The sequence below is a fragment of the Virgibacillus dokdonensis genome (assembly GCF_900166595.1).
Lineage (GTDB): Bacteria > Bacillota > Bacilli > Bacillales > Amphibacillaceae > Virgibacillus > Virgibacillus dokdonensis.
Map to the genome: position 1 here is coordinate 2,555,566 of NZ_LT745763.1, position 26,025 is coordinate 2,581,590.

A 26,025-nucleotide genomic window follows, 5' to 3' on the forward strand; every position below is an offset into this window, starting at 1 on the left:
TAAAACTTACTTACCAATTTGTTTAAATGCTTCCGCTTGTTCTTTAATCCCTTTTTCTGCTGCAAATCGTTCTATACTAGAAGCTCCAAAAAAGCCAACAATCCCATCGACTCTTTTAATCACATAAGCAGCATCCTCGGGCTCTGCAATTGGTCCACCATGACAAATCGCCATGATTTCAGGATTTACTGATCTACCTGCAGCAATTATTTTTTGAATACGCTCCACAGCATCATCTAATGTTAACGCGGTTTGAGCGCCAATGGTTCCTTTTGTTGTTAAACCCATATGTGCTACTAATATATCTGCTCCAGCTGCTGCCATTCTTTTAGCCTGGTCTTCATCAAAGACATATGGAGTAGTTAACATATCAAGCTCATGTGCTTTACGAATCATATCTACCTCTAAATCGTACCCCATTCCCGTTTCTTCCAAATTTTGACGAAAAACACCATCAATTAATCCGACAGTAGGAAAATTCTGTACTCCACTAAATCCTTGGTCTTTCAGTTGCTTTAAAAATACGTCCATGACACGAAATGGATCTGTTCCATTTACACCTGCTAAAACTGGCGTATCTTTAACAACTGGTAAAACTTCATTACCCATCTCTACGACGATTTGATTAGCATCTCCATAGGAAAGAAGCCCAGCTAGAGAACCGCGACCTGCCATGCGATAACGTCCAGAATTATAAATGATCAACATGTCAGCGCCGCCAGCTTCACTGCTCTTAGCAGTAATCCCAGTACCAGCCCCTACTCCAAGTAAAACATTACCTTCATTTATTTGTTCATGAAATCGTTGTATAATTTCTTTTCTACTTAACATGCTATTTCTCTCCTTTTCTCTTTTCAATTAATTGAATAAGTTTTTCGGCTGCTGCTTCTGCAAAAGCACGGTCATTAATTGCTTTTTCCAATTCAATTACTTGAACCTTCGTCCTGTCAACGTTTTCTTTTAGCGTTTGAAAAAGCATTTGATCTTCTTTTGGTCCATAGAATGGCTGACCCTCTACATCTAAGCCTGATAATCCTTTTAATGGTAAAATTAAAGAAGTGTTCCCTTGTGCTAAGTTTAACTTTTTAGCTATAACTTCCCCAATGCGTTTGTTTTCATCTACATTTGTGCGCATCAACGTCACTGTTGGGTTATGTTTATAAAATTTGCGCCCAGTAAATTTTTCAGGAACCGACTCATAAGGTCCAAAGTTAACCATATCGACTGCCCCAACAGAAACCACTTGTGGAATGTGATGTTTAGCCGCTGCCTCTAAACGATTCGGTCCAGCTGCTAAAACACCTCCAACTAACTCATCCGCCCATTCCGTAGTAGTAATATCTAGCACACCTTCAATAAACCCATCTTCAATCAGACTCTCCATTGTTTTACCGCCGATTCCAGTGGCATGAAAAACAAGCATTTCATAACCTTGCTTTTCCACATATGCCTTCGCATAATTAATACACGGCGTCGTTAAACCAAACATGGTAGCTGCTATAAGTGGTTTTTGTTCTATCTTTTGATTATTTTCAAATCGTAACATCCCTGCAATCGCAAACACAGCATTCGAAAATATTCTTGTAGAAATTTGATTTAAACCTGCTACATCAACGATAGATGGGTACATCATTATATCGCTTGTCCCAACATAATGGGCTACATTACCAGAAGCAACTGTAGATACCATCACTTTTGGAACGCCAATTGGTAACGCTCGCATCCCAGGAGTTACAATGGAAGTTCCACCTGATCCTCCAAAAGAGAGTACCCCTGCAAATTTTCCTGCTTTATACAGTTGAGGTAATAAGATTTCCATACCTTTAGATAATACAAGCGTAGCTTTCGCTCGATCTTCTGCAGCTACAATGGATTGTATGTCTTCCCCAGCAGCTTGAAAAATGGCTTCATTTGAAATATCTGGCTGAAATTGTGGTCTGAATACACCAGTATGAATGGTTAAGGTTTTAAAACCTAATGACTCAATTAGATGTTTTACATACAAAAATTCTTCTCCTTTTGTATCAAACGTCCCTGCTAAAGCTATCGTTTTTGTCAATGTACTCTCTCCTTTTTCGTGAATAAATAAACGGCACCATTTGTGAAAGTAAAAGCAGTATTGATTTAAAATTACTTTTGCCCTCATCTATATGATACCGTTTTCGGAAGTGAAAATTAATGTCGTTATGTATGTTCATTTTGTCTTTATGTTCACTTTCGAACTTTTAACACGATCAAACGTTTATAATTTCCTGTAAAAAAACGTAAATGGGATTATAGTTCAAGTATTAACAATCACCCATAATATATACTATTCCTTTAAAAATCGACTTGGAGACACTCCTTTTCTTTTTTTAAAAATCTTACTGAATTGTACGTAATTCGCATATCCTACCATTTCAGCAATTCTTGCTAAGGGTAATCTTTCCGTATGCATCATTTCAATAGCCCGATTTAATCGGAAATTGATGAGGTAGTCAACAAAAGAAACGCCTACTTCTTCTTTAAAAAGCGTGCTTACATACGTTCTGGATAAGTTTAAAATATTTGCTATATCACTTAAGGTGATTTCTTCCATATAATGATTACTGATATAGTCTTTAATAAACTCTACATAGTCTTCTTTATTTGCAAATCCTTCCATTATTTTTTGAATAGAAGCTTCATATTGAATGTTAAACGTTTCTTTAAAGGATTTGGTTGTATTTTTAATTACTTGCTCAGCTGGAATGCGTTCAAACACGGACCCACCAATATACCCATTAATACCCGTACCATCGTACATAAATTGCACATCAATTGGACTATTGACAGGCCCACCATAAACCATCTTAATTACATTCGGATTTAATTCATTACATGCTCGAAAAATATCTACGGCTAACTTCTTAGCACTCTGTAAAGACTGAATTTGTTTTGCGCCTAACACACCACCTGTTGTTAAACCTAAATGAACACAAATAATATCAGCCCCAGCATGAAGCATGTCGATAGCTTGCGATTGATTAAATACAAATGCTACTGTAAATAAATCAAGTTGGTTTGCTATTCGGATGGCCTCTACTTCTCTAGAAAAAGTGATATCCTGTGATTCTAACGCCTCTCGAAATTGACCATCAATTAAGCCGACAGTTGGATAGTTATTAATCCCAATAAAACCATATTGCTTAATACGAGAAATATAGTCTTCCATATGAAGCATAGGGTCGGTGGCAAATAATCCAAAAATAACAGGAATTTTTGACATAACTGGCAACAACTCTTTTGAAGCAAAGTCCATAACTAATTCATTGCTACTCGCACAAGCTGTAAAACCAGCCAAGGAACTAACACCCATTTGGCGAAAACGCCCAGAACATAATGCTAAGATAAAATCAGCTCCGCCCTGCTCTGCATACTTAGCTGTAAGCCCAGATCCTGCTGCAACTCCAATCACATGCTTATTTGTTTTTATTTGTTGATTTAACTTTTCAAGCAAACGCCATTTATTATATACCATCCATTTACTCTCCATCTACCTTGTTTAGAATATACTATACATTAATATTCCGATCTTTGCATAACCAATATGTATATAAAAAATTGAATTGTAGCCAAGTTTAGAAGACGAAATATGTAGTTTTTATCATACTAAAAATATTGAATTTTATACTTTTACTGAAAATACTTATCCGCAAAACCATTTTCATAATAAAAAGCTCACTAATTATTACGAGCCATGTAATAAACACCTATCATTAACGATAAACTTAGTAAACCAAGCAACATACTTTGCTCCAGGAATAAATAGTACTTGGGCTAATAATGTACCGAACAAACGCGAGGTTACCATCATAAGCGAAACGCCTTTTAAAGTTCGATAACTCCCTCGGTTATTCACCACGTCATCTGCTAAAACAGAAACTTTTGGATCTACAAAAACAACAAGTAAAATTGTTGCTATTCCATTAATTAATCCAGAAGCCATGACAGCTGTAGCTGCACGTTCTGGTACAAGCAATGAGGCGTATAAAGTAGCTAACACACCTATTGTGTAAATAGCTGTTATGATCATATTCATAAGAAATAGTTTCATTGGTATATCACTGAAACGAATTTCTTTTATATCCGTACGTTTTGGTAAGCGAAAATGTTTCCACCCGCGCATAAAAAACTCCATTGAAAAGCCTTTTTTTATAAGCGCAGGTATAGATCCTTTTTCATTCGCCAAATGAATAACAGCTCTAGAAAACAAGGCGATAAACGTTGGGAATACAATAATACCAGCGACAGTATCTGCAGTAGAAGCTGCGATTAGTATACGGTATTGCTCTTCAACCATTTGTAGTCCATACGCTGGTGGTGCTGTATCAATAAGGCTTCCCGTAAACGGTTGCTGCATCATATTGGCTAGTCTGATACAATAACCATTACATTAAATAAAGCAAGTGCAGAGGCAATCATTTTCACTCTAGCCCCCGATAATCGTACTGCATAAGCTAAAGTTTCAATACTATGTATGACAAAAATAAGGGTTAATTTCCCAGTAAAAACTTCCATAAGGATGACATTCCTTCCCAAAAAGATAAAACAATAGCTTTACATTACCATAATCTTGTTTTAAATGTATAGGTAATCTTCTTTCTATCAAGCTTTACAACATAGTTATTTGCAAACTCTATTTATGTACACTTTTATTCATTTTTTATCTAGAAAATGTTTTGCGCTATAGCAAAGCATCAGAGAAACAAAGGCTTTCTTATCTTATAAAAAGCCTCCACCTTAAACTCACTGGAAGGTGGAGGAAATGAGTTAAACTTTCACATGAAAATTTACAGAAATATCTACAATAGCAACCTCTCTTATGTTGCTAGTCTCTTATTTTAAAATCGCCTTTTCTACCTTATCATTTACAGCAAAATGATGAATAGTTATTTCCGGACGACTGCCAATACGAATGTTAAAGCCTGTTTGACCGAGCCCTTCGCTAATATAGAAAGGACGCCCATTTATTTTGTGGAGCCCCTTTATCATATTCATTTTGACCAACTGTCCCATTTTTTTAAGATGATAAGGTTTTGGCCAGTGGATTTGCCCACCATGAAAATGTCCAGAAAGTAAATAATCAAATCGATAGTCATTGATCGTTATGACAACGTTAGGATCATGGGTTAATACTAAATTGGTTCCTTGATTTATACCAGTGAAAGCTTTTTTTACATCACTATGCTTCGTGGAATAATTATCAATTCCAATGATATTTATTTTCTTCCCATCTAATTCTATTTGTCTATTTTCATTTTGTAATGTTTGAAATCCATATTCATTTAATACTTTCTTAAGTTTTACAAAGTTTTTCTCTTTTAACACATAATCATGATTTCCAAAAACAGCAAATGAACCGTACACTGGTTGTAAATTCCTTAAAGCTTTTAGATAGGGAATTAACTTAGGTATACTCCGTTTCCGATCTAAAAAATCTCCAGTTAGAGCGATTATATCAATATTATAAGAACCGATGCTTTCTATTAAACGGTCTGGAGTAACGGAAATATTTTCTAAATGCATATCAGAAATATGCAATATTTGAAGCACATTTTCTTTATTATCTCTATCATCTGTATCTATCGTAATTTCATTAACGACGAATTTTTGTGTATTTTGATAGCCTTTAAAGAACAAGTAACTAAAAAGAATACATATTACTAAGCCAATATACAATATATCACCTCCGCTACTATTATAAAAGCAAACTCTATCATCTGGCTAAAGCAATATATGGAAAAAATACGAGTAGAAAATTCTTTGACAGTTATTTTATAATCAGTATAACCCCAAATAAAAACCGTCTGGATGATCGTTAATTGGCATTGTACTATGGGAAGAAGCCTTATCTATTTAACAGGAATTGAACTTATGGCAATCATTGGAGGTGTGATGCTATTAATATGAAGCCGTGGGAACAAAGACCGCGGCCAATAAACCACGTATCGAATGGAACAAATTAACGAAGATAAAAAATCATAGTAAGGTGACGAACCGATAATGACTTATCGTATGAAGTCGCTTAGTTGCTGGGCAATGAATCAAGACATGTATAAACAGTTATTTCTTTATCCCCTAAGTACTTCATTTATCATTTCCAATACTGCAAAAAATTCCATTATGATCTATCAGTTAATATTTCGGTCAGTATATATTCCTTTTTTGTCTATTTTCAATATACCGTTCTAAATTCCATTATTTTATAAAAAATTTCCATTTAATGGGTTTTTGCAGACAAATTATGAAACATTTTTCTTTCTGCATCGTACTACTTCATAAAGGAGACAAAAAATATGAATATATGGAGCATCATTTTAGTACCTCTAGCTTTTATTGGTGGGCTGTTTTTGTTCCATTTCCTATCTGGTCATGGAAAAGGGAAAATTGTTTTTGATTTAGATGAGCGCTATATTAATTATGGTGATTATATACAAGCTATTTTACAAGAATTAAAAAAACAAGGAAAGCAAGCTTTCTATGAAGGTAATGGGCGATTTATTATTGATGGGGCTCCTTACACGTTTATAGAATGGAACGTTAATTTAGGTGGCTTTCCGACCCAACGAACGGTGTTAAAACAAGATAAAACTTCATAAATATCCGTGCTAAAAATTAGTGATTAGTTGACTGTGTTCTCTCTCTACTAACAATTCTTACATCATGATAAGTGAGGAAGGGACATAACTACATACTACCGCAAATGACCGCAAATGGTATGGCTAATTTACCGCTAGGAAGGAGTCATAGTAGAGGAAAACAAAACGACGGCTTTCACCATAAAAATTTGGTGATAAGCCGCGTTTGTACTCCTTTTAGTTATGTCCCACGCTCTATAGAGTTGATGTTTATTCGGTTAAAAGTGGGTAATATCCTTCTTTTGTATGTGTTTCGGTTCCTACTAGAGGAGGATTAAAAACACAGACCATGCGCATTTGTGTTTTTGCACGAAGCTCATGTTTATCATTTTCGTTTAATAGATACATAGTGCCTGGCTTCAGGTTATATACTTCACCAGTTTCCAGCTTTTCTATCTCACCTTCCCCCTCAATGCAATAAACCGCTTCAATATGATTTTTATACCAGAAGAAATTGGTCGTTCCTGCTTTAATTATCGTATCATTTAAACTAAAACCTACATTATCTTTCTTCATGATAAAACGGCGACTCGTCCAATTGTTACCCGATGTTTCATCTCGAGTGCCAATGATATCGTCTAGTGATTTAACAATCATGCAAATATCTCCTTTATTTATCCTTTAATTTTTAACACCTGTTCAATGCTTACTTCTAAAATATCAAACCCTTGGTTGATCCCCGCTTCATCAATAGTTAACGGTGGTAGAAACTTGACAACTTCATCATCTGGTCCAGATGTTTCTATAATTAAACCAATTTCAAAAGCTTCCTTACAAACGGCTGACGCAAGTTCATTTTTCTCCATGGCAATCCCTTGCATCAGTCCTCTCCCACGAGCTTCCGCTTTTAATGATGGGAATTTTTCAATAATATGATCTATACGTTTTTTCATGACCTTACTTTTCCGATGAATAGACTTTGAAAATCCCTCATCCTTCCAAAATTCCGTTAAAGCTTCTGTTGCTGCAATGAACGCTAAATTATTACCCCGGAATGTTCCGTTATGCTCCCCTGGTTCCCATTGATCATATTCTGGTTTGATTAAAGTAATTGCCATTGGAAGTCCAATACCACCAATTGATTTTGACATACACACTATATCTGGTATGATACCAGCTAGCTCAAAGCTGAAAAAAGTTCCTGTTCTCCCACATCCAGCTTGAACATCGTCTACAATTAATAAAATATCCCAACGATCACAAATTAAAGCAACCTTTTGCAGCCATTCCGTGCTAGCCGCATTAATGCCTCCTTCGCCTTGGACAGTTTCAAGAATAATTGCTGCAGGCAAAGCGACGCCGCTCCCGCTATCTTCTAAAAATCGTTCCAAGTAAGCAATTGAATCCTGATCATCCACATATTCGTCAAACGGCATAGAAACACTGTGATGCAGTGGTATCCCGGCCCCATGACGTTTAAATGAATTTCCTGTCACCGACAGCGATCCAATTGTCATTCCATGAAAAGCATTCGTAAAGCTTATTACTGTATCACGTCCAGTTACTTTTCTAGCTATCTTCAATGCACTTTCAACTGTATTCGTTCCAGTAGGGCCTGGAAACATCACTTTATAATCCATATTTCGTGGTTTTAGAATGGTCTTATAAAAGGTTTGTAAAAATTCTTTACGAGGTGTCGTCCCCATATCCAAACTATGAATAATATTATCATTTTGAATATAAGTGATTAGCTTCTGTTGCATCTTTTCATGGTTATGACCATAATTTAAAGCACCAGCACCTGCAAAAAAATCAATATACATATTTCCATCTATATCCCAAAGTTTATGGCCTTTTGCTTTTTCAAAAATCGTCGGCCATCCTCTGCTATAAGTTCTTACTGCTGATTCTAATTCTTCAAATGCTTGCATTGGGCTATTTTTTACAACTGTTGTAGTCACCAAATCATCCTTTTATTTGTTATTTTCCCTTGGAATAGGGCCAATCTTATACAACTGTTCATCTTCATGTCCTGTTCGTGGAAAATCGACGGAAGTATAGTAATTACCAACAACACATTCTGTATTTAGTTTTTTAGCTAAGCCCATAAATAAATACTGTGAGGGCAAGTTAGAAGGTGTTACCGTTGCCTCAACAAACTGAATTTCTGCTAACTGCTTTCGTTCTAGCAGTTCAAATAACATACGTGTCGCTAGACCCTTCCCACGCTGTGAAGTATCAACAGCAACTTGCCAAACAAATAATGTATTCGGTTTATTCGGATGGATAAACCCGGATATAAACCCAACCACTTCTCCCTCTTCCTCAACGATGATAGATGTTTCAGAAAACATATCACACCATAGAAGATAACTATAAGAAGAGTTTAAATCCAGATTATCAATTTGATGAATTAAATCCCAGACTGCTGCCCCATCACCTTTTGTAGGCATACGAAATGTAAGTTCTTGTTCTACTTTACTTTTAACTGAATTCGTGCGAATTGCTGTTTGGATGGTTTCACTTCTCCCTTCGTTTAATATAAGCTTCTATATAAGCTTATAAATAAATCAACTACATCGTCAAAAGGCTTTAAGTAGCATTTAGGAAGATTAAATGTGTTCAGCAGCCCTCACGGTTGTAGAATATGCCCTCCTTTAAGAATAGCTACGAAAAATTCTAAATAATAGTATTGTTATCTAAATTCGATGATAAATAAAACAACATCTCTTACCATTCGACAATTATTGCATCTTTAGCTAGCGTTATTATACAATTAAATGGTAAATGTAACTAATTGTAGGTTTTATTCCTTTTTTGAATAGATGCCTCCTATAATGGAACAAAGGTGCAAGCGTCCGTTTAGCAACGTAGTGAGTGGAACGAATCAACGAAAGTTTTAGGAAGCCTGCCACTAAAACAGGGGTATGTCGACGCACGAAGGCAAGCCCGTTTTTAGTCGGCCTTCCTATTTAGCACGAACCGATGGTGCCTTAGCTTAGGGCAATGGAGTGAAGTCGCCTAGTTGCTGGGCGCTGGAGTCGACGTAGCTATTCCGTTAAATCGGTATCCAAAAGCAACAAATTTTATACTTTCTTATCCTCTTAGAAAAACTTAACTTTTTCACCAAGGCTTGATGGCGATGGAATGCGTCGTTTTTCTTATACTAATAAGCCTAGAGGTTCTATACTTTCCTATAGTAAAAAATACCCGAACATTAAATGACGATGATCGGGTATTTTTTCAATTCTTAAGTACGATTACAAATATATATGTTTGGTTACCGAATTCTAATAGTGTGAAAAGGGATTTTCTTGTCTCCCATTAATTACTAAATGTTAGGTCTGAAAAGGTATCTCATTCTTTTTGAACTAACAACAGCTTATGAACCGTAAGATATAATTAAAGCATGGGTTCTTTATTTCTTATACTATAACCCCTATATATTTTATGCTTTCCTACAGTGTAAAAATAGCCTTAAGGCAAATCTGCTTTAAAACAATAAGTTTTTTTCTACTTCCCCATTCTTAATTACTACTTGTATGTTCTCATTATTCGCTAGCATATCAACATCGTTTAGTGGATTACCTTTTACAATGATAATATCCGCTAGTTTCCCCACTTCAAGGGTGCCTAACTGCTCTTCCCATCCTAAACACTCTGCGGCTGTTTTAGTAGAAGCCACAATTGTTTCCATAGCAGTCATCCCAGCGTCTCTCATTAAGCCAAGTTCTCGTAAATTTGTTCCATGCTTCATAACACCAGCATCCGTTCCCATTGCAATCTTTACGCCTGCCTCGTACGCTTTCGCAATGCTTGCTTGATGCTGTTCAATCACTTCTTTCGACTTTTCTACAGCTGTATCAGGCATTCCTGCTTCTTTTGCTGTCTCTAAAACAGCAACCGGAGCAAGTAAGGTTGGAACGAGATAAGTTTCATTTTCTAACATTAATTCAACAGCTTCATCATCTATAAAAATTCCATGTTCAATGGAATGAATACCAGCTTTAATCGCATTCTTTATCCCTTCAGCACCTTGGGCATGGGCCATTACCTTGACACCTTTGCGAAATTTCGCCTCTTCTACAATGACTTTCAATTCTTCCAATGAAAATTGTGTAAATTCAGGATGGTCTGTGGCACTTAACACACCACCTGTAGCATGAACTTTAATTACTTCTGCACCAGCCCGTAGCATTTGTCGTGTTTTTTTACGAACTTCCTCTACGCCATCACATTTTCCATTTGGCATACCTGGGTAATTAGAAGCTAACAAATCCACGGTGTTCCCAGATATAGTATAACCATCGCCATGTCCCCCAGTAATTGTTAAAGCATTAATACTTAATTGCATCCTTGGTCCACATATTAATCCTTCGTTAACAGCTTTCTTCACTCCTAAATCAGCACCTAAAGCATCGCGAACAGAAGTTATTCCAGCATGTAAAGTTGCTTTTAAATAATTTGCTGCTTGATAGTACATAAATGAAAATGGAGTGGCTAACCTTTGGGCAATTGGTGCGTATTCAAACATCATGTGTACGTGTGTATCAATAAAACCCGGCAATACGGTACCACCTTGAGCATCTATTACGTATTCTGATCCATCTAGTGTATAATTTTCTTCTTTACCAACGTAAGTAATTTTTTCATTATCTAAGACAATGATACTATCTTTTATTGGAGCAGCACCGTTTCCGTCGATAATAAGCGTATTCTTAATTAATTTTTTTCCCAATTTTTCTTCCTCCCGTTATAAAGTTTTTACTAATATTCCAGCAAGAACTACAGATGCTACTGTAACAGTTGTAAATCCGCCAATTAGCATAGGTGCAAGTAGCTCATTGAAGATTATTTTCTCTTCTTGTTTATTTCTAGCTACACTACGACTCACTTCTTCACATAAAATGTAATCCGCAGGAAATCCAAATAATGCCGTTAAAGCAACAGGCATGCCTTTTAATACATCCCATTTTACGAGCTTGGACATTACATACCCTCCCAGCGCGATTGCGAATGTTCCTAAAATTAAGATCATCAAAATACTAGGTAAATTTGCGAGAACATCTTGAGGAGACACCCCTGCCATTGTGCCGATAACTACAAATATTATTGCTACCATTGTTATGGAAAAAGAATTCGCCTGTTCTAGAGATTTACTCTCTAACAAACCTAATTTCAAACCAATAATACCGATTGCCAAGCACCATAAGCTATAATGTATAGGTGTTAATTCACCAAGAGCAACACCTATTGCTGCTCCCACAAACACGTAAAACAGTTTTAACGTTAAACTTTGCTTTAATGGACTGATTTGTTCTGTCGCACTAGACGCTTCTCTATACATGACACTTGCATCCATAGGAATAAATGTATTGGCATCTATTTGCTTTTGGAGCTTCAATGCATATCTCCGCATAAAATTTAATGCTAACGGCATACCTAAAACCCCTTGAAAAGCAACAACTAAGGCTGGTATAACGACAAGACTAGATTTACCCACGGCAGCAAGCTCTTCAGAAGTAACAATTAAAGCAATAATTCCTCCACTTAACGGTCCTACTCCAGCAACAGCAGTTGCATAGTCAAAAGCAAGTGAAACAACTATTAAAATAATGGCACTTGCTACAAGTATACCACCTAATGAAATAAAGACGGCTTTTATTTGACTTTTTAATAAAGCTATAGGAATTAAAGTGCCCATATGAACGATTGCTGGACCAATTAATATGGCGCCTAATGCAGCAAACTGTGATTTTTCCAATATATCTCCTGGAAATATCCCCGTCCAAACAAGAACAAGAAACCCTGTCATGGCAGTGAGTAGCATAGGTATTCTTGCTCTAGAAACAATGGAGAGCCATTCTCCCAGTGCAATTAATGCAAAAATAAGTACAGTAGCAATTAACGGATTAGTTAACAAGAGAATCGCCTCCTAAAAATAATACTAACTAATATATCACTAGGAGTGTTTTTTGTCTATACTGCTTTTTTTGACAATTAACGTTTATTTACACGATTATCCGCTAATATATAATTAATATTTATCTTATATTTGCGCTGTTTTCTTTATAGATAACGCTTTCAATATATTACTAAAAAGAGCGCCAATGTTTTTAAAAATTTTAACAAAAGTTTTTAGAAAAAAGTTTTACACAGAAAAATTTAGCTTGTCGCAAGTCTTATGGCAAAAGCCTTTGTTTTTCTGTTACTATAAACCTCAAAAACTTTATACTTACCTATAGTGATAAAAAATTCCAATGGCTATATCGTTATTGTACAAGGATCCCACTCCACGAGTTGGCGGGTATGTGTTGGACAAGTTCAAATGTTAGGGATATATGCAAGCTCTAGATACGTACATATCTTGATATACATTTGACAACCCTTAGGTAAAATCATTATTTTGGTACAATCGCCCAAAACGATTGAATAGATAAAGCATATATTATGAATAAATACGCATATAAGAGGTGTTCGCTAATGGATAATAAACGTTGGAAACGGGGAGAACGGGGGCCGTTTCAAGGTATTATGGAACAAATGGACGCTTTTTTTAATGAATCTGCGAAGAATTTCAATTCGCTGATTAAACGTCCATTGGCTGTTCGTACACGTGAAACGGAGGACAATGTGATTGTAGAAGCTGAGCTACCAGGGTACAGACGCGATCAAATCCAATTAGAGATATTTGGTAATCAATTACGGATTTTTGTTGAAGATCATTCGAATACGGATGAAGAAGGTTACAGCCAATCAGAAAGAACTGTAACACTTCCATTTGCAATTTCTGAAAAAGAAACCGTAGCAAAATTGAATAATGGCATTCTACAAGTAACTATTCCGAAAAACAATTCCAGCCGAAAATTTATCTCCATTCATGACACTACAGATTTGTAATGGTTTAAGTTAGCGTTTACAATAGTAAAAACACAAGATGGCGCATAGCTCAATTAGTGGGGCTTTTTCCTTCCCCACTAATTGTTGTAAAGTTTGAATGTGAACGACCGTTTTTATATACGTGCCAAACTTTCAAGACACACTTTACAGACACTTTACACCAATTTTATACTCCCTTCATAACAGATTGTTACACTTAACATAGTAAAGACATATAATTGGAGGGATTTCAGGTGAAGTTTTTAGGGAAATTAGTAATTTCGCTTATTTTAATGATTATTTATTATGTATAAAAACTCCATAGTTTAAAATAGCTAAACAGAAATCTCCAAACTTTAGACTACTCATTTTCTTTCTTACCTTTAGATTCGTTCACTTATATTTATTTTTATATCAATTTATCAAGCTAACCAATTACTAAATATAGCCCTCCTAAAGCTGCTAACAGCAACACTATGATAGTAAATACGTTTTGCGGTATCCATGGTAGCACTTTGGCCCCAATGATGGCGCCAGTCAAAATTACTGGAAGCATTATTAAATTCAGGCCAAAAGATGCACTGCTAATTAAATTTAAATGCAAATAAAGAGGAACCTTTATCGTATTTACAGTTATAAAAAACCACGCACTTGTACCAACAAATTCTTTTTTAGGAACTCTTTTTACTAACAAATAAATTGTCATGATTGCACCAGCAGCATTCCCTACCATCGTCGTAAAACCACTAAGGATCCCCATTGTTATTGTAAAGCTAATGGAGGTTGGTAAAAGCTGATTAAACCGCTCACCAAATTGATTACGAATGACATTTAGACCGATCATAACGAGAACGATCGTTCCGATAATTGGCTTTAATTGTTCATCATTCACTTGTCTTAAAACCAAGAACCCACCAATAATTCCAACTAAAACCCATGGAATAAGCGATATAAGATATTTCCAAACAACATGACGTCGATAATAAATGACAGCAAACAAATCGCCAATCAAAAGCATAGGAAGCAGAACGCCCACTGATTCCTTTGCTGGAAAAACAAACATAATCATTGTGACCACTAAAATAACTAAATTTGGGATTCCAGATTTAGAAAAGCCAATAAATAAAGCACAAGCAATAACGATGAACCAATCTAAAATGGTTAAATCAAACAAGTGAATCCCCTCCTTTTACTGTAATACTAAAATTTCCATCTATCTTTCGTCACAACGACTTGGCATTTCCCGACTTTAAATCTCGCTGTGAAACTAATCATTGTTTCTTTTCTATTACAGTAAATGAGTGAGCCATAAAATTGAAAAGTGTAAATAGAATAGTATTGCATAATACACATTTTTAAAGCAATATGCTCATTTTTTCGCAAACCAACATGATTTATGAAAATTTCTTTTTATGGCGATACAATATCGCAAACAAACCTACCATCACTGCTGCATAAAGGAATATCCATAAATAAATAAGGAGCAGTCTCGTACTGTCCAACGGTTCTTTCATAAGTAAAGCTAATTTTGATACTGGCGGAAGTACTAATAATATGTATTTCCAATATCCTGGCAATAATGTTTCTACTCCTAAGGAGACAATAGATATTACAAGCACAAGACTAAGCCCCAACCAGGAATTAATCTTTTTATTTAATAACACTAGCGTTGCATTAATTAAATCTGATGATTAAAAATACTAAAAATGTTCAAAAATTAGTGTTCATACAACAAAAAAATCCTTTACAATGGAAGTACAGGTGGTTCCTGTCCAAATCCAAAAGTAAAGGATAACTGCATGGACAAGAATACACTAAAATCATCATTTGGTAAATGGGTTTCACCTATAAATACGAAAAAACTATATGAACAAGTAGAAGAAAATAAACAAGATTACTACACAAAAAAACTGACAACGGAAGCGTATATAAAGTTGCTGTTGCTTGCTCAATTACAAGGATTTGAGAGCTTGGAAGAGATGAGCGATGCACTAATAGATGGTGAACTTCAGAAAGTATTGGGGTTTGAATCGATTAGTACATCTCAGCTATCAAGGAAGAATAATGAAATGAATCCAATGATCCTTTCCCATTTATTCTTGGACCTTGTTTACAAAATAAAAGGTATCCAATTTAAAAACGGGAAATACATGCCATTGAAAATCATTGATTCTAGCACGCTTCCATTAAACTTAACGAATCATAAGTGGGCAAAGTTCCGTAAAACAAAAGCAGGAGTTAAGCTACATTTACGACTTGTATTTATGGATAAGGGCACCGTCTATCCTGAAAAAACTGTGATTACAACAGCCAAAGAACATGACAGAAATCAACTGGAAGTTCTCGTAGATGACAAAGAAGCCATGTATGTGTTTGACCGTGGATATGTTGACTATGAACGATTTGACCGAATGACGGATGAAGGCTACTTTTTCGTGTCCAGACTAAAGAAAAACGCCGTCATTCGTGAAGTAGAATCATTTTCTGTACCTAAAGATGCTACAGCTTTATCCGACAAGATGGTTTACATCGGTTCGACGCAAAATCGCACAGAGAATGTATTCCGTCTACTTGAAGTAGTGGATACAAAGGGGAACATTTTGCGATTAATTACTAACCGTTTCGATCTAAATTCCGAAGAGATTAGTGAAATTTACCGTCAACGGTGGGCCATAGAGCTATTTTTCAAATGGCTCAAACAGCATGTAGAGATCAAACACTTTTATGGTATGAGCGAAACTGCCATTCAAAATCAAATCTTCCTTGCGCTCATTGCTTACTGTTTACATGTACTTATCCAGTTAGAGATGAGGAGTAAGAAGTCCTTACTCCGAATTAGCCGCTGGTTAAATAAAGTGCTGTGGAAACCTGCGTACATCTGGATCCGCAGATTTGACGATAGATCTATTCCGTAAATACATACACTGTCGTTGTTGCTAATAGTTTAATTGTATAATTTTTCCAAATGGACAGCCCACCTTTGCTTAGGTAATGTCTTATTGGCAAAAAATCTTGTGCAAATGATTACTGAATTTTCAAACCAATTTTATGCAACGCTAGTGATTTAATAATATTCTAGAAAATAACACACTGATAGTAACGGCTACTAACCCTAACAAAAAATGAGTGAAAAAGCCAACAGTGATTTCTAATACTGTTGGATTCTTGCTAAACATTCCACATACAATAGGATAACTGGTCGAAATAAGAGCTAACAAAACTACAAAACTACTTGCCGTTACATATTTACTGCAAAAATATCGCATCTCATTTTTAGCGTGAAGCATCGTTATTTGCTGTTGAACCAGATCTTCTGTATGAAAAAAACGAACCGTAATCCAAGCTGCTATGATATACAAATATATTGAAGTCACGCCATAACTAGCTAACACAGGGTTTGGATAAATAGCATAGTTGACCACTAAAATGATAATAAAAAAACTCATAGGCGCTACATAATTATATGATTTTATGTATGATATAAGATGATAAGCCATCAAAGATCTCATTTCCTTCCCTCCCTTGCTTAGAAAACTTGGCTTACACAATAAACTCTGAAATTCTATACTTCGTACATAGAAAACGCTTTTTGTTGAACAGACCATACAGAATAAATGGACGCTCCACTTTGAATTAATAGAGCAATGATTTCATCACTCTGTCGTGAACTTATAGTAAATTGAATCTTGTTTTTGTGTATTGTCTCATGATCTATACCATAAATAGCGCTTATTTGTGTAAGAATAGATACATCTGCTGGAAGTGTCGACTCAATCGTAACAAGGCTCTCCTCGACATGATCACAAGTGATTACACTTTCCATAAGCTTCCCATTTTGTAATGTAACGGTACGGTCTGCTAAACGATGCACTAGTGGCAAGTCATGGCATGTAAATAAAATCGTTAAACCTTGCTGCTTTAATTGATATAACATAGATTCTACTTCTAACTGAACAGACTCATCTAATCCTGATAAGGGCTCATCTAAAATAAGCAAAGCAGGTTGGTGTAAGAGTGCTTGCATGATATTTATTTTTTGTCTCATTCCCTTCGAATAATACTTGATTACTTCAAATTGGGCAGTAAAGTTAAACTGATCAAAAAGCTGACCAACACGTTCTTTAGCCACTTCACGTGATAGCCCTCCTATTCTTCCTAAATGATAAAGATAATTAAATCCTGTAAACATAATATTCGGAGGAAATTGCTCTGGTACATACCCTATCCGGATATGCTTACGTTGAATGGTTCCACTTGACGGAAGTGTAATTCCTGCTAAAATTCGTAGTAAAGTGCTCTTACCTGATCCATTAGCGCCAATAATTGCTACTGTTTTCTGTTGATAAAAAGTAAAGTTTAGGTTCTGTAAAATACGTTTTTTATTTATGTTTTTTGACATATTTTTACCTTGCATCAATATGGACAACAAACCACCCCTCTTTAAAAATACCTATTCTAACGAAGTAATACATTACTGTGCTCATTAGCATGTGTTTTACTTTGATCACACTTTTATTTGACACCTGCGATAAGGAATATTTTGGATTATATATGTATTTATTATATCCATAGTTGCTTTTACTTTCAAAATCTTTTTACCTATTTGTCTTTTTTGGTGGTTAAATAGATTTTTTTTGTGGTATAACATATAAGTGTTATGAATTAGAGCAGTCTGTGTTACAAAGAAAAAGTAAAATTTCACTTTATTCTAAGGAGGATGCATGTATGCCTAGCGGAACAAAGGAAATGACTCTTCAAGCGCCAATTGCACAAGTATGGGATTTTGTTAGCGATATGAACCATTGGGCTCCGTTAGTACCTGGCTATATTGATCATGAGATTATAAACGATACGGAGTCCACATGGAAATTTAAAGGGGATCTCGGTATTGTTCAAAAAAAAGTACAACTAAAAGTACTTATAACAAAGTGGGAAAAACCTGAAAAAGTAACTTTTAATTTAAAAGGAATAAGTGAGAAATTCACTGGTAGTGGTTACTTTCATGCTTTAGCAATAAATTCAGATACAACAAAAATGACGGGCCATCTAGACATGAAAGCTGAGGGGATAATGGGACCAGTTATTAATCCAGTTTTAAAATCCTTTCTACCTAAGATGACTACAGAATTAACGGAAGCAATTGCCCAAGAAATAACAAACAGCAAAAGTCATTCTTAATCTACATTGGAAGAACAAAGAGCGGGTCGCACATTTAGAAACGTAGCGAATGAAATGAATCAACGGGGATAAAGGATTTACGGTAAGGTGACGAACCGATGATGACTTATCTTGTTACGAAGCTTTTATGGGAAAAAGGGAGTTTTTCTTATATTATAAACCTTTCATTTTTATACCTTCTATAAGACATAAGCAAATACAATAAAGCCCAAATTTTTCATATCCTTCTTATAGCGAAAATAAAAGCTGAACAATTCTTATCATTGTTCAGCTTGCTTACATAAGGGAATCTTCAACCCTTGGAGGTTTTCTTTTACCCAAACACGAATTGTGTTTAGTAGCCCAAAGGTATGACGGAAGGCCCTGTCGGCAATTTGAGTTACCTTACCTCTTTTATTACATTTTCACTGCAAGGCTATTTACATAATGGCGTTTATGCTCACTAACCCCGGAAAGTTTAATCTTTGCAGGATCATTTTGATCATCCAGTTGATAAGCAGTTCCATCTTTTGGCAACGTCGCTGCAAATATTCGTTCGTACTCCTCTACACTTACTTCTGTTCTAGAAGAAAGTAATTTCTGATGTTGCTCTGCATGCAAATGTTCTTGATAACCAGGTTGTAAAATACCCGCAAAAAATTCTCCTACTGCTCCAGATCCATAACTAAACAACCCAATCCTGTCACCAGCACGTAGATTATTTTGATGCTCAATTAAAGACAGAAAGCTCAAATACAAAGAGCCAGTATAAATATTTCCGACATTTTTATTGTATATTTTACTATGTTCCAAGTTTTCTAACAGACGTTCTTTGTCTACTTCCGTTCCTTGGTCATAAATCATTCTTAGAGCTTTTAAACCCATTTTCGTATATGGGAGATGGTAGCAAATGGCAGAAAAATCGCCAATTCCCAAGCCTGTCTTTTGTTGATAAGCTTCCCATATTTTCTCAAAAAAAGACAAATACATTTCATTTGATAATTTTCCATCTACTTGAGCATATTCAGAGTATACAGGTCGCCAAAAATCCATTACATCTTCTGTTAAATAGGCAGATGGCTCCTCTATTGCCATAATTTTAGGGTTCTTACTCATTACTATGGCTACTGCACCTGCACCTTGTGTCGCCTCTCCACCAGTTCGTAGTCCATATCTGGCAATATCTGAGGCCAATACTAGAACTTTGCTGTTTGGATGTAAAGCAATGTGAGCTTTAGCCATTTGAATCCCAGCTGTTGCTCCGAAACAAGCCTGCTTTACTTCCACGGTTCTTGTTTGCGGTTGGAGATCTAATAAATGGTGAACATATACTCCTGCTGCTTTAGAATGATCTACACCTGTTTCTGTACCAAATATTACAAAGTCAATAGCTTGTCTATCTGATTCATCAATAATTTCCAAGGCAGCATTAGCAGCCAACGTAACAGCATCCTGGGTAAGTGGTGCGATAGCCATTTTTTCTTGACCAATACCAATGGTGAATTTGGCTGGATCTACGTCCCTAGCTTTTGCCAAATCATTCATATCTACATATAAATGCGGCGTGTAAAATCCTATTTTATCTATTCCTATTTTCATAATAAGCTCCTAGCTCCTTTACTACATACTAGATGAAATATCCATTAAGTGACTATTTTCACAATTAATCTAAAAAATTAACCATAGTATATCATAATATAATCTAGTCTTAAACACAAATAACGGCGCTTCCAATTTTTTTATTTAATTGAATTATCGCCCACAAGATTCCTCTATGAATTTGGAAAGGAAATAAAAAAGGGAAAGAGGAAAACATCTATCTAATGGGCAAATGTGCTCCATGAATTTTAGTGCCATAAAATTCTCTGCGCTAAGCGTTATTTCCTCTTCTACTGTATACATTGGATCTAATCCGTATTACGCCCTGTAAGTTCGAAAATCTCTCGATACAACTCTGGCATCATAACGATACTTGGCCCTAAATCGAATTGATAACCATCTTGTTCAATCCGATGCATTTTCCCAATTGAATAATTAATATCTACTTAATTTTATCTATGTAATTTAAAGCCATTTTAACATTTTTAAATGTATTCATATCTTTAAACGTATCTTGAATAATCACCGTTTTCAGAGCCATATCTGGGCGAAAACCAACAAATAATAATTCTTTGCCCATTAATGAAATAAATTGATGAACTTTTAGAAGACGTGACACAGTATATGTATCCACTTCATATAGCCCAGATAAATCAATAATGATATATCCCTCATTAGCCTGCTCCATATACGTAGATATATTAGACATGAGCGTTTCCATTCGCTGATCATTCATATTACCGATAAGAGGTAAGACTGCGACATCATCTCTAATGGGTACAATAGGCGTGGAAAGTTTATCGATCTCCTGCAAACTCATTTGTAATAGACGTTCACTTTCTTTTAATTCTGTAACATCTTTTTGGACGCCAACGAAATAATATTTTTTCTCCTCTTCCACCCACATCGGATCAATCGAAAGCTCATTCCAAAAACCAGTCCCATCTTTTCTATAGTTATATAGCTGTAGCGAAATGGATTCCTTTGTCCAAATTGCAGTCCGTATTCTATCCATACTATAAGATTCCGTAGCTTCACCTTGCAAGAATCGACAATTCTTACCTATAACTTCATTTTCTTCATATCCTGTTAATTCAGTAAAACCTTTATTTACAAAAATAATTGGATTATCTTCTATATTTGGATCAGTTATAATTAAGCCGACTCTTGTATAATTTAATGCCTTTTCAAATAAATGCAATTTATCATGTCGTTGCTTCTTCATTCAAATGATTCCTCTTTCCTGCAAAATTATCTTGTATAAGACAGACTTTATCTATGGCTTGCTTGATACAAATAATGATATGGTTTTCCTTTAAGTACGCCTTGCTCTTGGTCAATTCCTTTTTGCGTATTTCTATTTTTATGCGCATGCTGGTACGCAGTAGATGCTTGCCAATTTCGGAAATCTTCCTCCGTTTGCCATTGTGTTAGAACAATATATATATCATCTTGTAAAGGACGTAAAACGCGAATTGCGATAAAGCCTTGTTCGTTTTCTATCATTCTAGGGCGATGCAAAAAACGTTCTTCAAAGCGCTGCCTTTTTTCATTATAAACACCAATATAATTTAACACAGTAACAGCCTCTTCACACAAATTATTGGATTGATCAATGATTTCATAGGTATTTACCTGTTCTGAAACAATTTGAACTTGGTTCCCTTCTTCAATAATAGTTAATGGTTCTCCCCCATGATTCCTTTGAATCTTCAATTTCACTTTTCAACATCCTCCCTTAAACTTTTTAACTTCAACAAAACATAATTCTGCAACGACTTATCAAAATAGACAGGCGGCAACAGCCTTGCTTTTGGATAGCCTAACACCTTGTCTTTAAACTGCTCGTAAACTGCCCCTTTTCCAAATGTTAGTGGCAATATATAAAACAACTCATAACGGAAAGAAAATTGTTCTAAAACATGTTGCCCTTCGCCAAATAAGAACAGAGACGAGGATGGTCGGGAATATTGTTGTTCCAAAAGAGTCGTCAACTGTTCAAGTGCATCATTTGCACGAGTGTCATGAGCTGACCCATGTGCCGCAATAATAACTGGTTGATTATAAACCGAATATAAACGCTCAACCACATAGGTTAAAAATAAATCGTCTTCGCAAAGTGGTGGGAGCAATACTGTATTTTTATTTATTTCTTGTTCGTATGCTTCAATAACCCCTTTTACATCCTTGTTATAATGCTTCCCTCTTAAGAAAAGCAATGGAAAAATGTAAACACGTCCGTATAAGCTATCCCGTTGTTGCATAATTTGATTTATAGTAGGCTCTGCTTGCTCAATATAACATCCAATAAAGCGCGCATTTCCATCATCCCAAGCCTGTAAATTTAAATGATCAACAAAGTTTAAAAACGCTTGATTCTTATCATCATCCTTAGATCCATGATAGACAATCACAACTACATCTTTATCCATCAAGAAGCCCCTTTACGTTTATGCATTTTTTAGAGAAAAAATCAGTTTCACAGCAAAGTTTTTATGAAGGAAAAAACGTTCTTAATAGGAAGAAAAGATGTTTATTTCCCTATAGCGGGAAAGATTCTTCCAGTGCTGCTAAAATCTACATTAACAATATCACATTCTTATGCATGATAACAGTTTACCAACCCGACTATCATTATTAAAACTTCTATTGCTTGAACAAATGTTCATGTACAAAATAGTAGATGAATAAATAACTAATAAAGCTTTTGTCATTCTCCTCCATGTATTTAAAAACACACAACATGGTAGTATTCTCATCCTTCAACGTCGGCTTCCCTTGTTCGTAAAAATGCAGCACCGTCATAAAACCAATGAGTATGGTTTGTTTTCAAATCAAAAAGAGCTCTTATTATGATAAAGCTCTTTAAAAACAGACTTATTACCACATCTTTATGGCGAATTTCTTATACTATAAACCATAAACCTTTTACAATCCTATAATACAAGCAAAGGTTTCATCTCATTAAACTGGGCAAAATTGTAACAAAAGAAGGAAATATAATGAGTAACAAAATGCAAATAATCATGCCGACTATCATTGGTATAGCTCCCTTAAATATAGTTTGTACAGGTATATTAGGAGCGACGCCTTTAATTACAAAAATACTAATTCCCAGTGGAGGGGTTAAAGAACCAATATTAATTGCCATTACCATTATAATTCCAAACCAAACACCATTAAATCCTAGCTCCAAGATTATTGGATAAACAATTGGGATGGTAAGTACAATCAGAGATAACCCTTCAATAAAACATCCAAGCAAAAACAATGCTAGTAAAATACCAATAAGAATGATATAGTGATTTAATTCTAAACGACTGACAAGATAGGTTAATTCTACAGGAAGTCTACTTATCGTCAAAAACTGACTAAACAATGTAGCTCCAATCAGAATAAAGAAAATATAAGCTGTTAATTTTACAGATTCGTGAAAAGCCAGTTTTAGACGGTGCCAATTCATTTTTCTAGAAAGCAAGGAAAAAAACAAAGCACTGATAGCTCCTACTCCAGCAGCTTCTGTGGGGGTGAATATTCCTAAGTATATTCCTCCAATACTAATCAAAAAAAGCGCTGCAAAGGGCCACATGCGTATTAGCGTGGTCATTTTTTCCGTTGTTAAAGCGCTTCCTTCTTCTCTAGCAGGGGCTAACGTAGGGTCTCTACGCACAAGAAAAACTACAATCAATATAAATAGGAGCAATTGAATCATTCCTGGAATAATACCAGCAATAAGCAGTTCTCCAATAGGTTCTCTCGTTTGAATGCCGTATAAAATCAAAATCACACTTGGAGGAATAAGAATGCCTAAAGTTCCTCCTGCTGCCACACATGCTGTAGACAAGCTTGGCTTATAACGATATTTTTCCATTTCAGGTAAAGTGATTTTCGATACGGTAGCAGTTGTAGCATTTAAAGAGCCTGATATGGCTGAAAAAATAGCTGCAGAACAAATTGTTGCCATGGCTAAGCCACCTTTCCAATGACCAATCCAGCTATCGACAGCTTTGTATAAATCTTTCCCCATGCCTGTATAAGAAAGAATCATACCCATCAAGATAAATAATGGAATAACGCTTAAAGAGTATGAACTTGCTGTATCAAAAGGCGTTCTACCTAATTGAGAAAACGCCACATCCCAACCACGAATAAGTGTTGTTCCGCTTAGAGCAATTATAATTAAAGCGATGCCTACAGGTATTTTTAATAACAACAGGACAACTAATCCAATAATTCCTATCATTCCTATCATTTCAGGAGTCATTTATGAACACCCCCTTATGCATATAACGTATAGCGTGTAGCAGGGCTGATAATGCGAATAAACTTAATCCAATAACAGCTACCCAAGCAATAGGATAAAGAGGAATAGTAAGATCTCCGGTGGTTGTATTGGCATTGTATAGACGAATTGCGTATTCGCTAGTACTCCATCCTATTAAAACCATTAAAATAAAGGTGAGGATATGAATGATGGCATGTAAAACCAATTGCATTCGCTTTGGAAACCGTTCGAAAACAAAGTCTATGGAAATATGTTCTTCTTTTACATGTGTATAAGCAATGCTTAAAAATATCACCATTGATAAACCAAGTTCCGTAAAATCAACGGTACCTAATATAGGTTTATTCCACATCCACCTTGATAAAACATCTATGGTAATACATATAGCCATCATAAACAAAATACATTGAGCTAGCCTATGAGAGAATCTTGCAAGTTGTTCTATCCATCTTTTCAATTGTACATCACCTCTTTTAACGTAACTCTTCTTTAAGTTCTAAAGCTCGACGGTAAATTTCCCTGCCTGGATATCCTTCTTTTTCCATTTCTTCTATCCATGTCTCAAATACAGGTTTTAAGGCTGCGTTCCATTCACCTATTTGATTTTTATCTACCTCATACACTTTCGCACCGCTCTCTTCCGCTAGATTTCTCCCTTTTCTCCCATCTTGATCAAAAACTTGGCCGCTTTTTATCGCTGCTTCTAAACCAGTGGATTCGTGTATCATTGATTTTTCCGATTTTGAAAACTGTTCATACTTGTGTTTGTTCATGACAGCAAAAAAAGGCGTTGTTGAAAAGTTTCCTATAGTAATATAGTTTGTTACTTCATGAAGGTTGTAATTATATAAAGCTTCTAACGGAATCATTGCTCCATCAATGACGCCTCGCTCCATAGATTCATACACATCTCCCATTGGCATAGATACAGGGACGGCACCTAGCGCTTCTAATATTTCATTTGCTAATGGAGAAGGTGATCGAATACGTAACCCCTTTACATCCTCTGGAGATTTTATTCGTTTTGTTTTCGTCACTAACTGAGCAGGATCTGCGGTGAATAAAAATAATGGAACGCTATCATCATGTTGCTTTTGAATACTAGGAAATTCATTAAATAAATGTTCTATTATTTTTGACCCGTGTACTGCTGACTCTGCAAAAAATGGTAATTCCAGTATAGAAACTAAAGGAAATCTTCCAGGTGAATAGCCATGAACGCTTAAGGCAATGTCTGCCTCTCCAGTGACGGCCATATCATACTGTGATCCTGCATTCCCTAATGCATTAGAAGGATATAAATCATATGTAATCGAATTATTCGATTCCTCTGTCCATTCATCGCCAATTCCTTTCAGAATATCCGTTTGAATGGGGTGGCTCCCAGGTAAAAAATGTGAAATAATCAAATGGTGATCCGATTCGGTTAAAGCTATTCCTTGAGAACAAGCCGATAGAATAAATAACCATACAAATCCTATAAGCAGATAGTGATTTCGCAACATC

Annotated in this window: 24 protein-coding genes and 1 pseudogene; 4 read left to right on the plus strand and 21 right to left on the minus strand. The window is 35.6% G+C overall.

The features are described from left to right. Positions 1–6: 6 nt before the first annotated feature. The 5 genes and pseudogenes from B2C77_RS13540 to B2C77_RS13560 form a co-directional block, all read right to left on the minus strand. On the minus strand, positions 7–831 hold the full coding sequence (locus tag B2C77_RS13540) for a phosphoenolpyruvate hydrolase family protein (RefSeq protein WP_073005625.1): 825 nt from the start codon (positions 829–831) through the stop codon (positions 7–9). A gap of 1 nt (position 832) precedes the next feature. After that, on the minus strand, positions 833–2,059 hold the full coding sequence (locus tag B2C77_RS13545) for a Tm-1-like ATP-binding domain-containing protein (RefSeq protein ID WP_237342746.1): 1,227 nt from the start codon (positions 2,057–2,059) through the stop codon (positions 833–835). 252 nt (positions 2,060–2,311) lie between these two features. After that, the gene (locus B2C77_RS13550; RefSeq protein ID WP_077704742.1) at positions 2,312–3,499 is read right to left on the minus strand and encodes a phosphoenolpyruvate hydrolase family protein; all 1,188 of its coding nucleotides are present in this window, start codon (positions 3,497–3,499) and stop codon (positions 2,312–2,314) included. Between the two features lie 210 nt (positions 3,500–3,709). Continuing rightward, positions 3,710–4,539 (minus strand): annotated as a pseudogene (locus B2C77_RS13555) (lipid II flippase Amj family protein). Between the two features lie 318 nt (positions 4,540–4,857). Further along, on the minus strand, positions 4,858–5,700 hold the full coding sequence (locus tag B2C77_RS13560) for a metallophosphoesterase (RefSeq protein WP_237342747.1): 843 nt from the start codon (positions 5,698–5,700) through the stop codon (positions 4,858–4,860). 617 nt (positions 5,701–6,317) lie between these two features. Between B2C77_RS13560 and B2C77_RS13565 the strand changes: the two genes are divergently transcribed. Next, entirely contained in the window at positions 6,318–6,620 is a 303-nt protein-coding gene (locus tag B2C77_RS13565) for a hypothetical protein (protein ID WP_077704747.1), read from the plus strand. Between the two features lie 249 nt (positions 6,621–6,869). On the opposite strand, the gene B2C77_RS13570 is transcribed toward B2C77_RS13565, so the two are convergent. From B2C77_RS13570 to B2C77_RS13590, 5 genes are all read right to left on the minus strand, one after another. Further along, entirely contained in the window at positions 6,870–7,256 is a 387-nt protein-coding gene (locus B2C77_RS13570) for an ectoine synthase (RefSeq protein WP_073005637.1), read from the minus strand. A 17-nt stretch (positions 7,257–7,273) separates the two neighbouring features. Next, the gene (gene ectB, locus B2C77_RS13575) at positions 7,274–8,560 is read right to left on the minus strand and encodes a diaminobutyrate--2-oxoglutarate transaminase (RefSeq protein WP_077704750.1); all 1,287 of its coding nucleotides are present in this window, start codon (positions 8,558–8,560) and stop codon (positions 7,274–7,276) included. Positions 8,561–8,572: 12 nt separating this feature from the next. Beyond that, positions 8,573–9,052, minus strand: coding sequence for a diaminobutyrate acetyltransferase (gene ectA / locus B2C77_RS13580; protein WP_077704752.1), 480 nt, complete (start codon positions 9,050–9,052; stop codon positions 8,573–8,575). Between the two features lie 1,040 nt (positions 9,053–10,092). Continuing rightward, positions 10,093–11,337: a metal-dependent hydrolase family protein gene (locus B2C77_RS13585; protein WP_077704755.1), complete on the minus strand. Its 1,245-nt coding sequence runs from the start codon at positions 11,335–11,337 to the stop codon at positions 10,093–10,095. A 15-nt stretch (positions 11,338–11,352) separates the two neighbouring features. After that, the gene (locus B2C77_RS13590) at positions 11,353–12,522 is read right to left on the minus strand and encodes a hypothetical protein (RefSeq protein ID WP_077704757.1); all 1,170 of its coding nucleotides are present in this window, start codon (positions 12,520–12,522) and stop codon (positions 11,353–11,355) included. A 560-nt stretch (positions 12,523–13,082) separates the two neighbouring features. Between B2C77_RS13590 and B2C77_RS13595 the strand changes: the two genes are divergently transcribed. Further along, positions 13,083–13,499, plus strand: a complete 417-nt coding sequence (locus B2C77_RS13595) for an Hsp20/alpha crystallin family protein (protein ID WP_101934118.1) — start codon at positions 13,083–13,085, stop codon at positions 13,497–13,499. Between the two features lie 406 nt (positions 13,500–13,905). On the opposite strand, the gene B2C77_RS13600 is transcribed toward B2C77_RS13595, so the two are convergent. Beyond that, positions 13,906–14,652, minus strand: coding sequence for a sulfite exporter TauE/SafE family protein (locus tag B2C77_RS13600; protein WP_077704762.1), 747 nt, complete (start codon positions 14,650–14,652; stop codon positions 13,906–13,908). 220 nt (positions 14,653–14,872) lie between these two features. Next, positions 14,873–15,097 (minus strand): hypothetical protein, encoded by a 225-nt coding sequence (locus B2C77_RS13605; protein WP_077704765.1) that lies wholly within the window; start codon positions 15,095–15,097, stop codon positions 14,873–14,875. A 180-nt stretch (positions 15,098–15,277) separates the two neighbouring features. On the opposite strand from B2C77_RS13605, the gene B2C77_RS13610 reads away from it, so the two are divergent. Then, a complete protein-coding gene (locus tag B2C77_RS13610; protein WP_077704767.1) occupies positions 15,278–16,393 on the plus strand; it encodes an IS4 family transposase in 1,116 nt (371 codons plus the stop codon). A 141-nt stretch (positions 16,394–16,534) separates the two neighbouring features. Here B2C77_RS13610 and B2C77_RS13615 read toward each other — a convergent pair whose 3' ends face one another. Together B2C77_RS13615 and B2C77_RS13620 are read right to left on the minus strand one after the other, a co-directional pair. Further along, a complete protein-coding gene (locus B2C77_RS13615) occupies positions 16,535–16,987 on the minus strand; it encodes a hypothetical protein (protein WP_077704769.1) in 453 nt (150 codons plus the stop codon). A gap of 53 nt (positions 16,988–17,040) precedes the next feature. Beyond that, complete coding sequence (locus tag B2C77_RS13620) at positions 17,041–17,904, minus strand: ABC transporter ATP-binding protein (RefSeq protein WP_077704772.1); 864 nt, start codon at positions 17,902–17,904, stop codon at positions 17,041–17,043. A 299-nt stretch (positions 17,905–18,203) separates the two neighbouring features. Here B2C77_RS13620 and B2C77_RS13625 point away from each other — a divergent pair, with 299 nt between their 5' ends. Then, positions 18,204–18,656, plus strand: coding sequence for an SRPBCC family protein (locus B2C77_RS13625; RefSeq protein WP_077704774.1), 453 nt, complete (start codon positions 18,204–18,206; stop codon positions 18,654–18,656). A 396-nt stretch (positions 18,657–19,052) separates the two neighbouring features. Here the strand turns inward: B2C77_RS13625 and B2C77_RS13630 are convergent, their stop codons facing one another. The 7 genes from B2C77_RS13630 to B2C77_RS13660 form a co-directional block, all read right to left on the minus strand. Continuing rightward, positions 19,053–20,234 carry a hydroxymethylglutaryl-CoA synthase gene (locus B2C77_RS13630; protein WP_077704777.1) on the minus strand — a complete coding sequence of 394 codons (1,182 nt, stop codon included), beginning with the start codon at positions 20,232–20,234 and terminating at the stop codon, positions 19,053–19,055. A gap of 442 nt (positions 20,235–20,676) precedes the next feature. Beyond that, positions 20,677–21,459, minus strand: a complete 783-nt coding sequence (gene ytvA, locus B2C77_RS13635) for a YtvA family blue-light photoreceptor (protein ID WP_077704780.1) — start codon at positions 21,457–21,459, stop codon at positions 20,677–20,679. A gap of 47 nt (positions 21,460–21,506) precedes the next feature. Then, complete coding sequence (locus B2C77_RS13640; RefSeq protein WP_077704782.1) at positions 21,507–21,956, minus strand: antibiotic biosynthesis monooxygenase family protein; 450 nt, start codon at positions 21,954–21,956, stop codon at positions 21,507–21,509. Next, positions 21,953–22,666 (minus strand): sirohydrochlorin chelatase, encoded by a 714-nt coding sequence (locus B2C77_RS13645; RefSeq protein WP_077704785.1) that lies wholly within the window; start codon positions 22,664–22,666, stop codon positions 21,953–21,955. The genes B2C77_RS13640 and B2C77_RS13645 overlap by 4 nt, the downstream gene beginning before the upstream one ends. Positions 22,667–23,190: 524 nt before the next feature. Then, entirely contained in the window at positions 23,191–24,498 is a 1,308-nt protein-coding gene (locus B2C77_RS13650; protein ID WP_077704788.1) for a TRAP transporter large permease, read from the minus strand. Then, entirely contained in the window at positions 24,488–24,976 is a 489-nt protein-coding gene (locus B2C77_RS13655; RefSeq protein ID WP_077704790.1) for a TRAP transporter small permease, read from the minus strand. Before B2C77_RS13655 ends, B2C77_RS13650 begins: the two co-directional genes overlap by 11 nt. A gap of 16 nt (positions 24,977–24,992) precedes the next feature. Continuing rightward, the gene (locus tag B2C77_RS13660; protein WP_077704793.1) at positions 24,993–26,024 is read right to left on the minus strand and encodes a TRAP transporter substrate-binding protein; all 1,032 of its coding nucleotides are present in this window, start codon (positions 26,022–26,024) and stop codon (positions 24,993–24,995) included. Position 26,025: the final 1 nt, after the last annotated feature.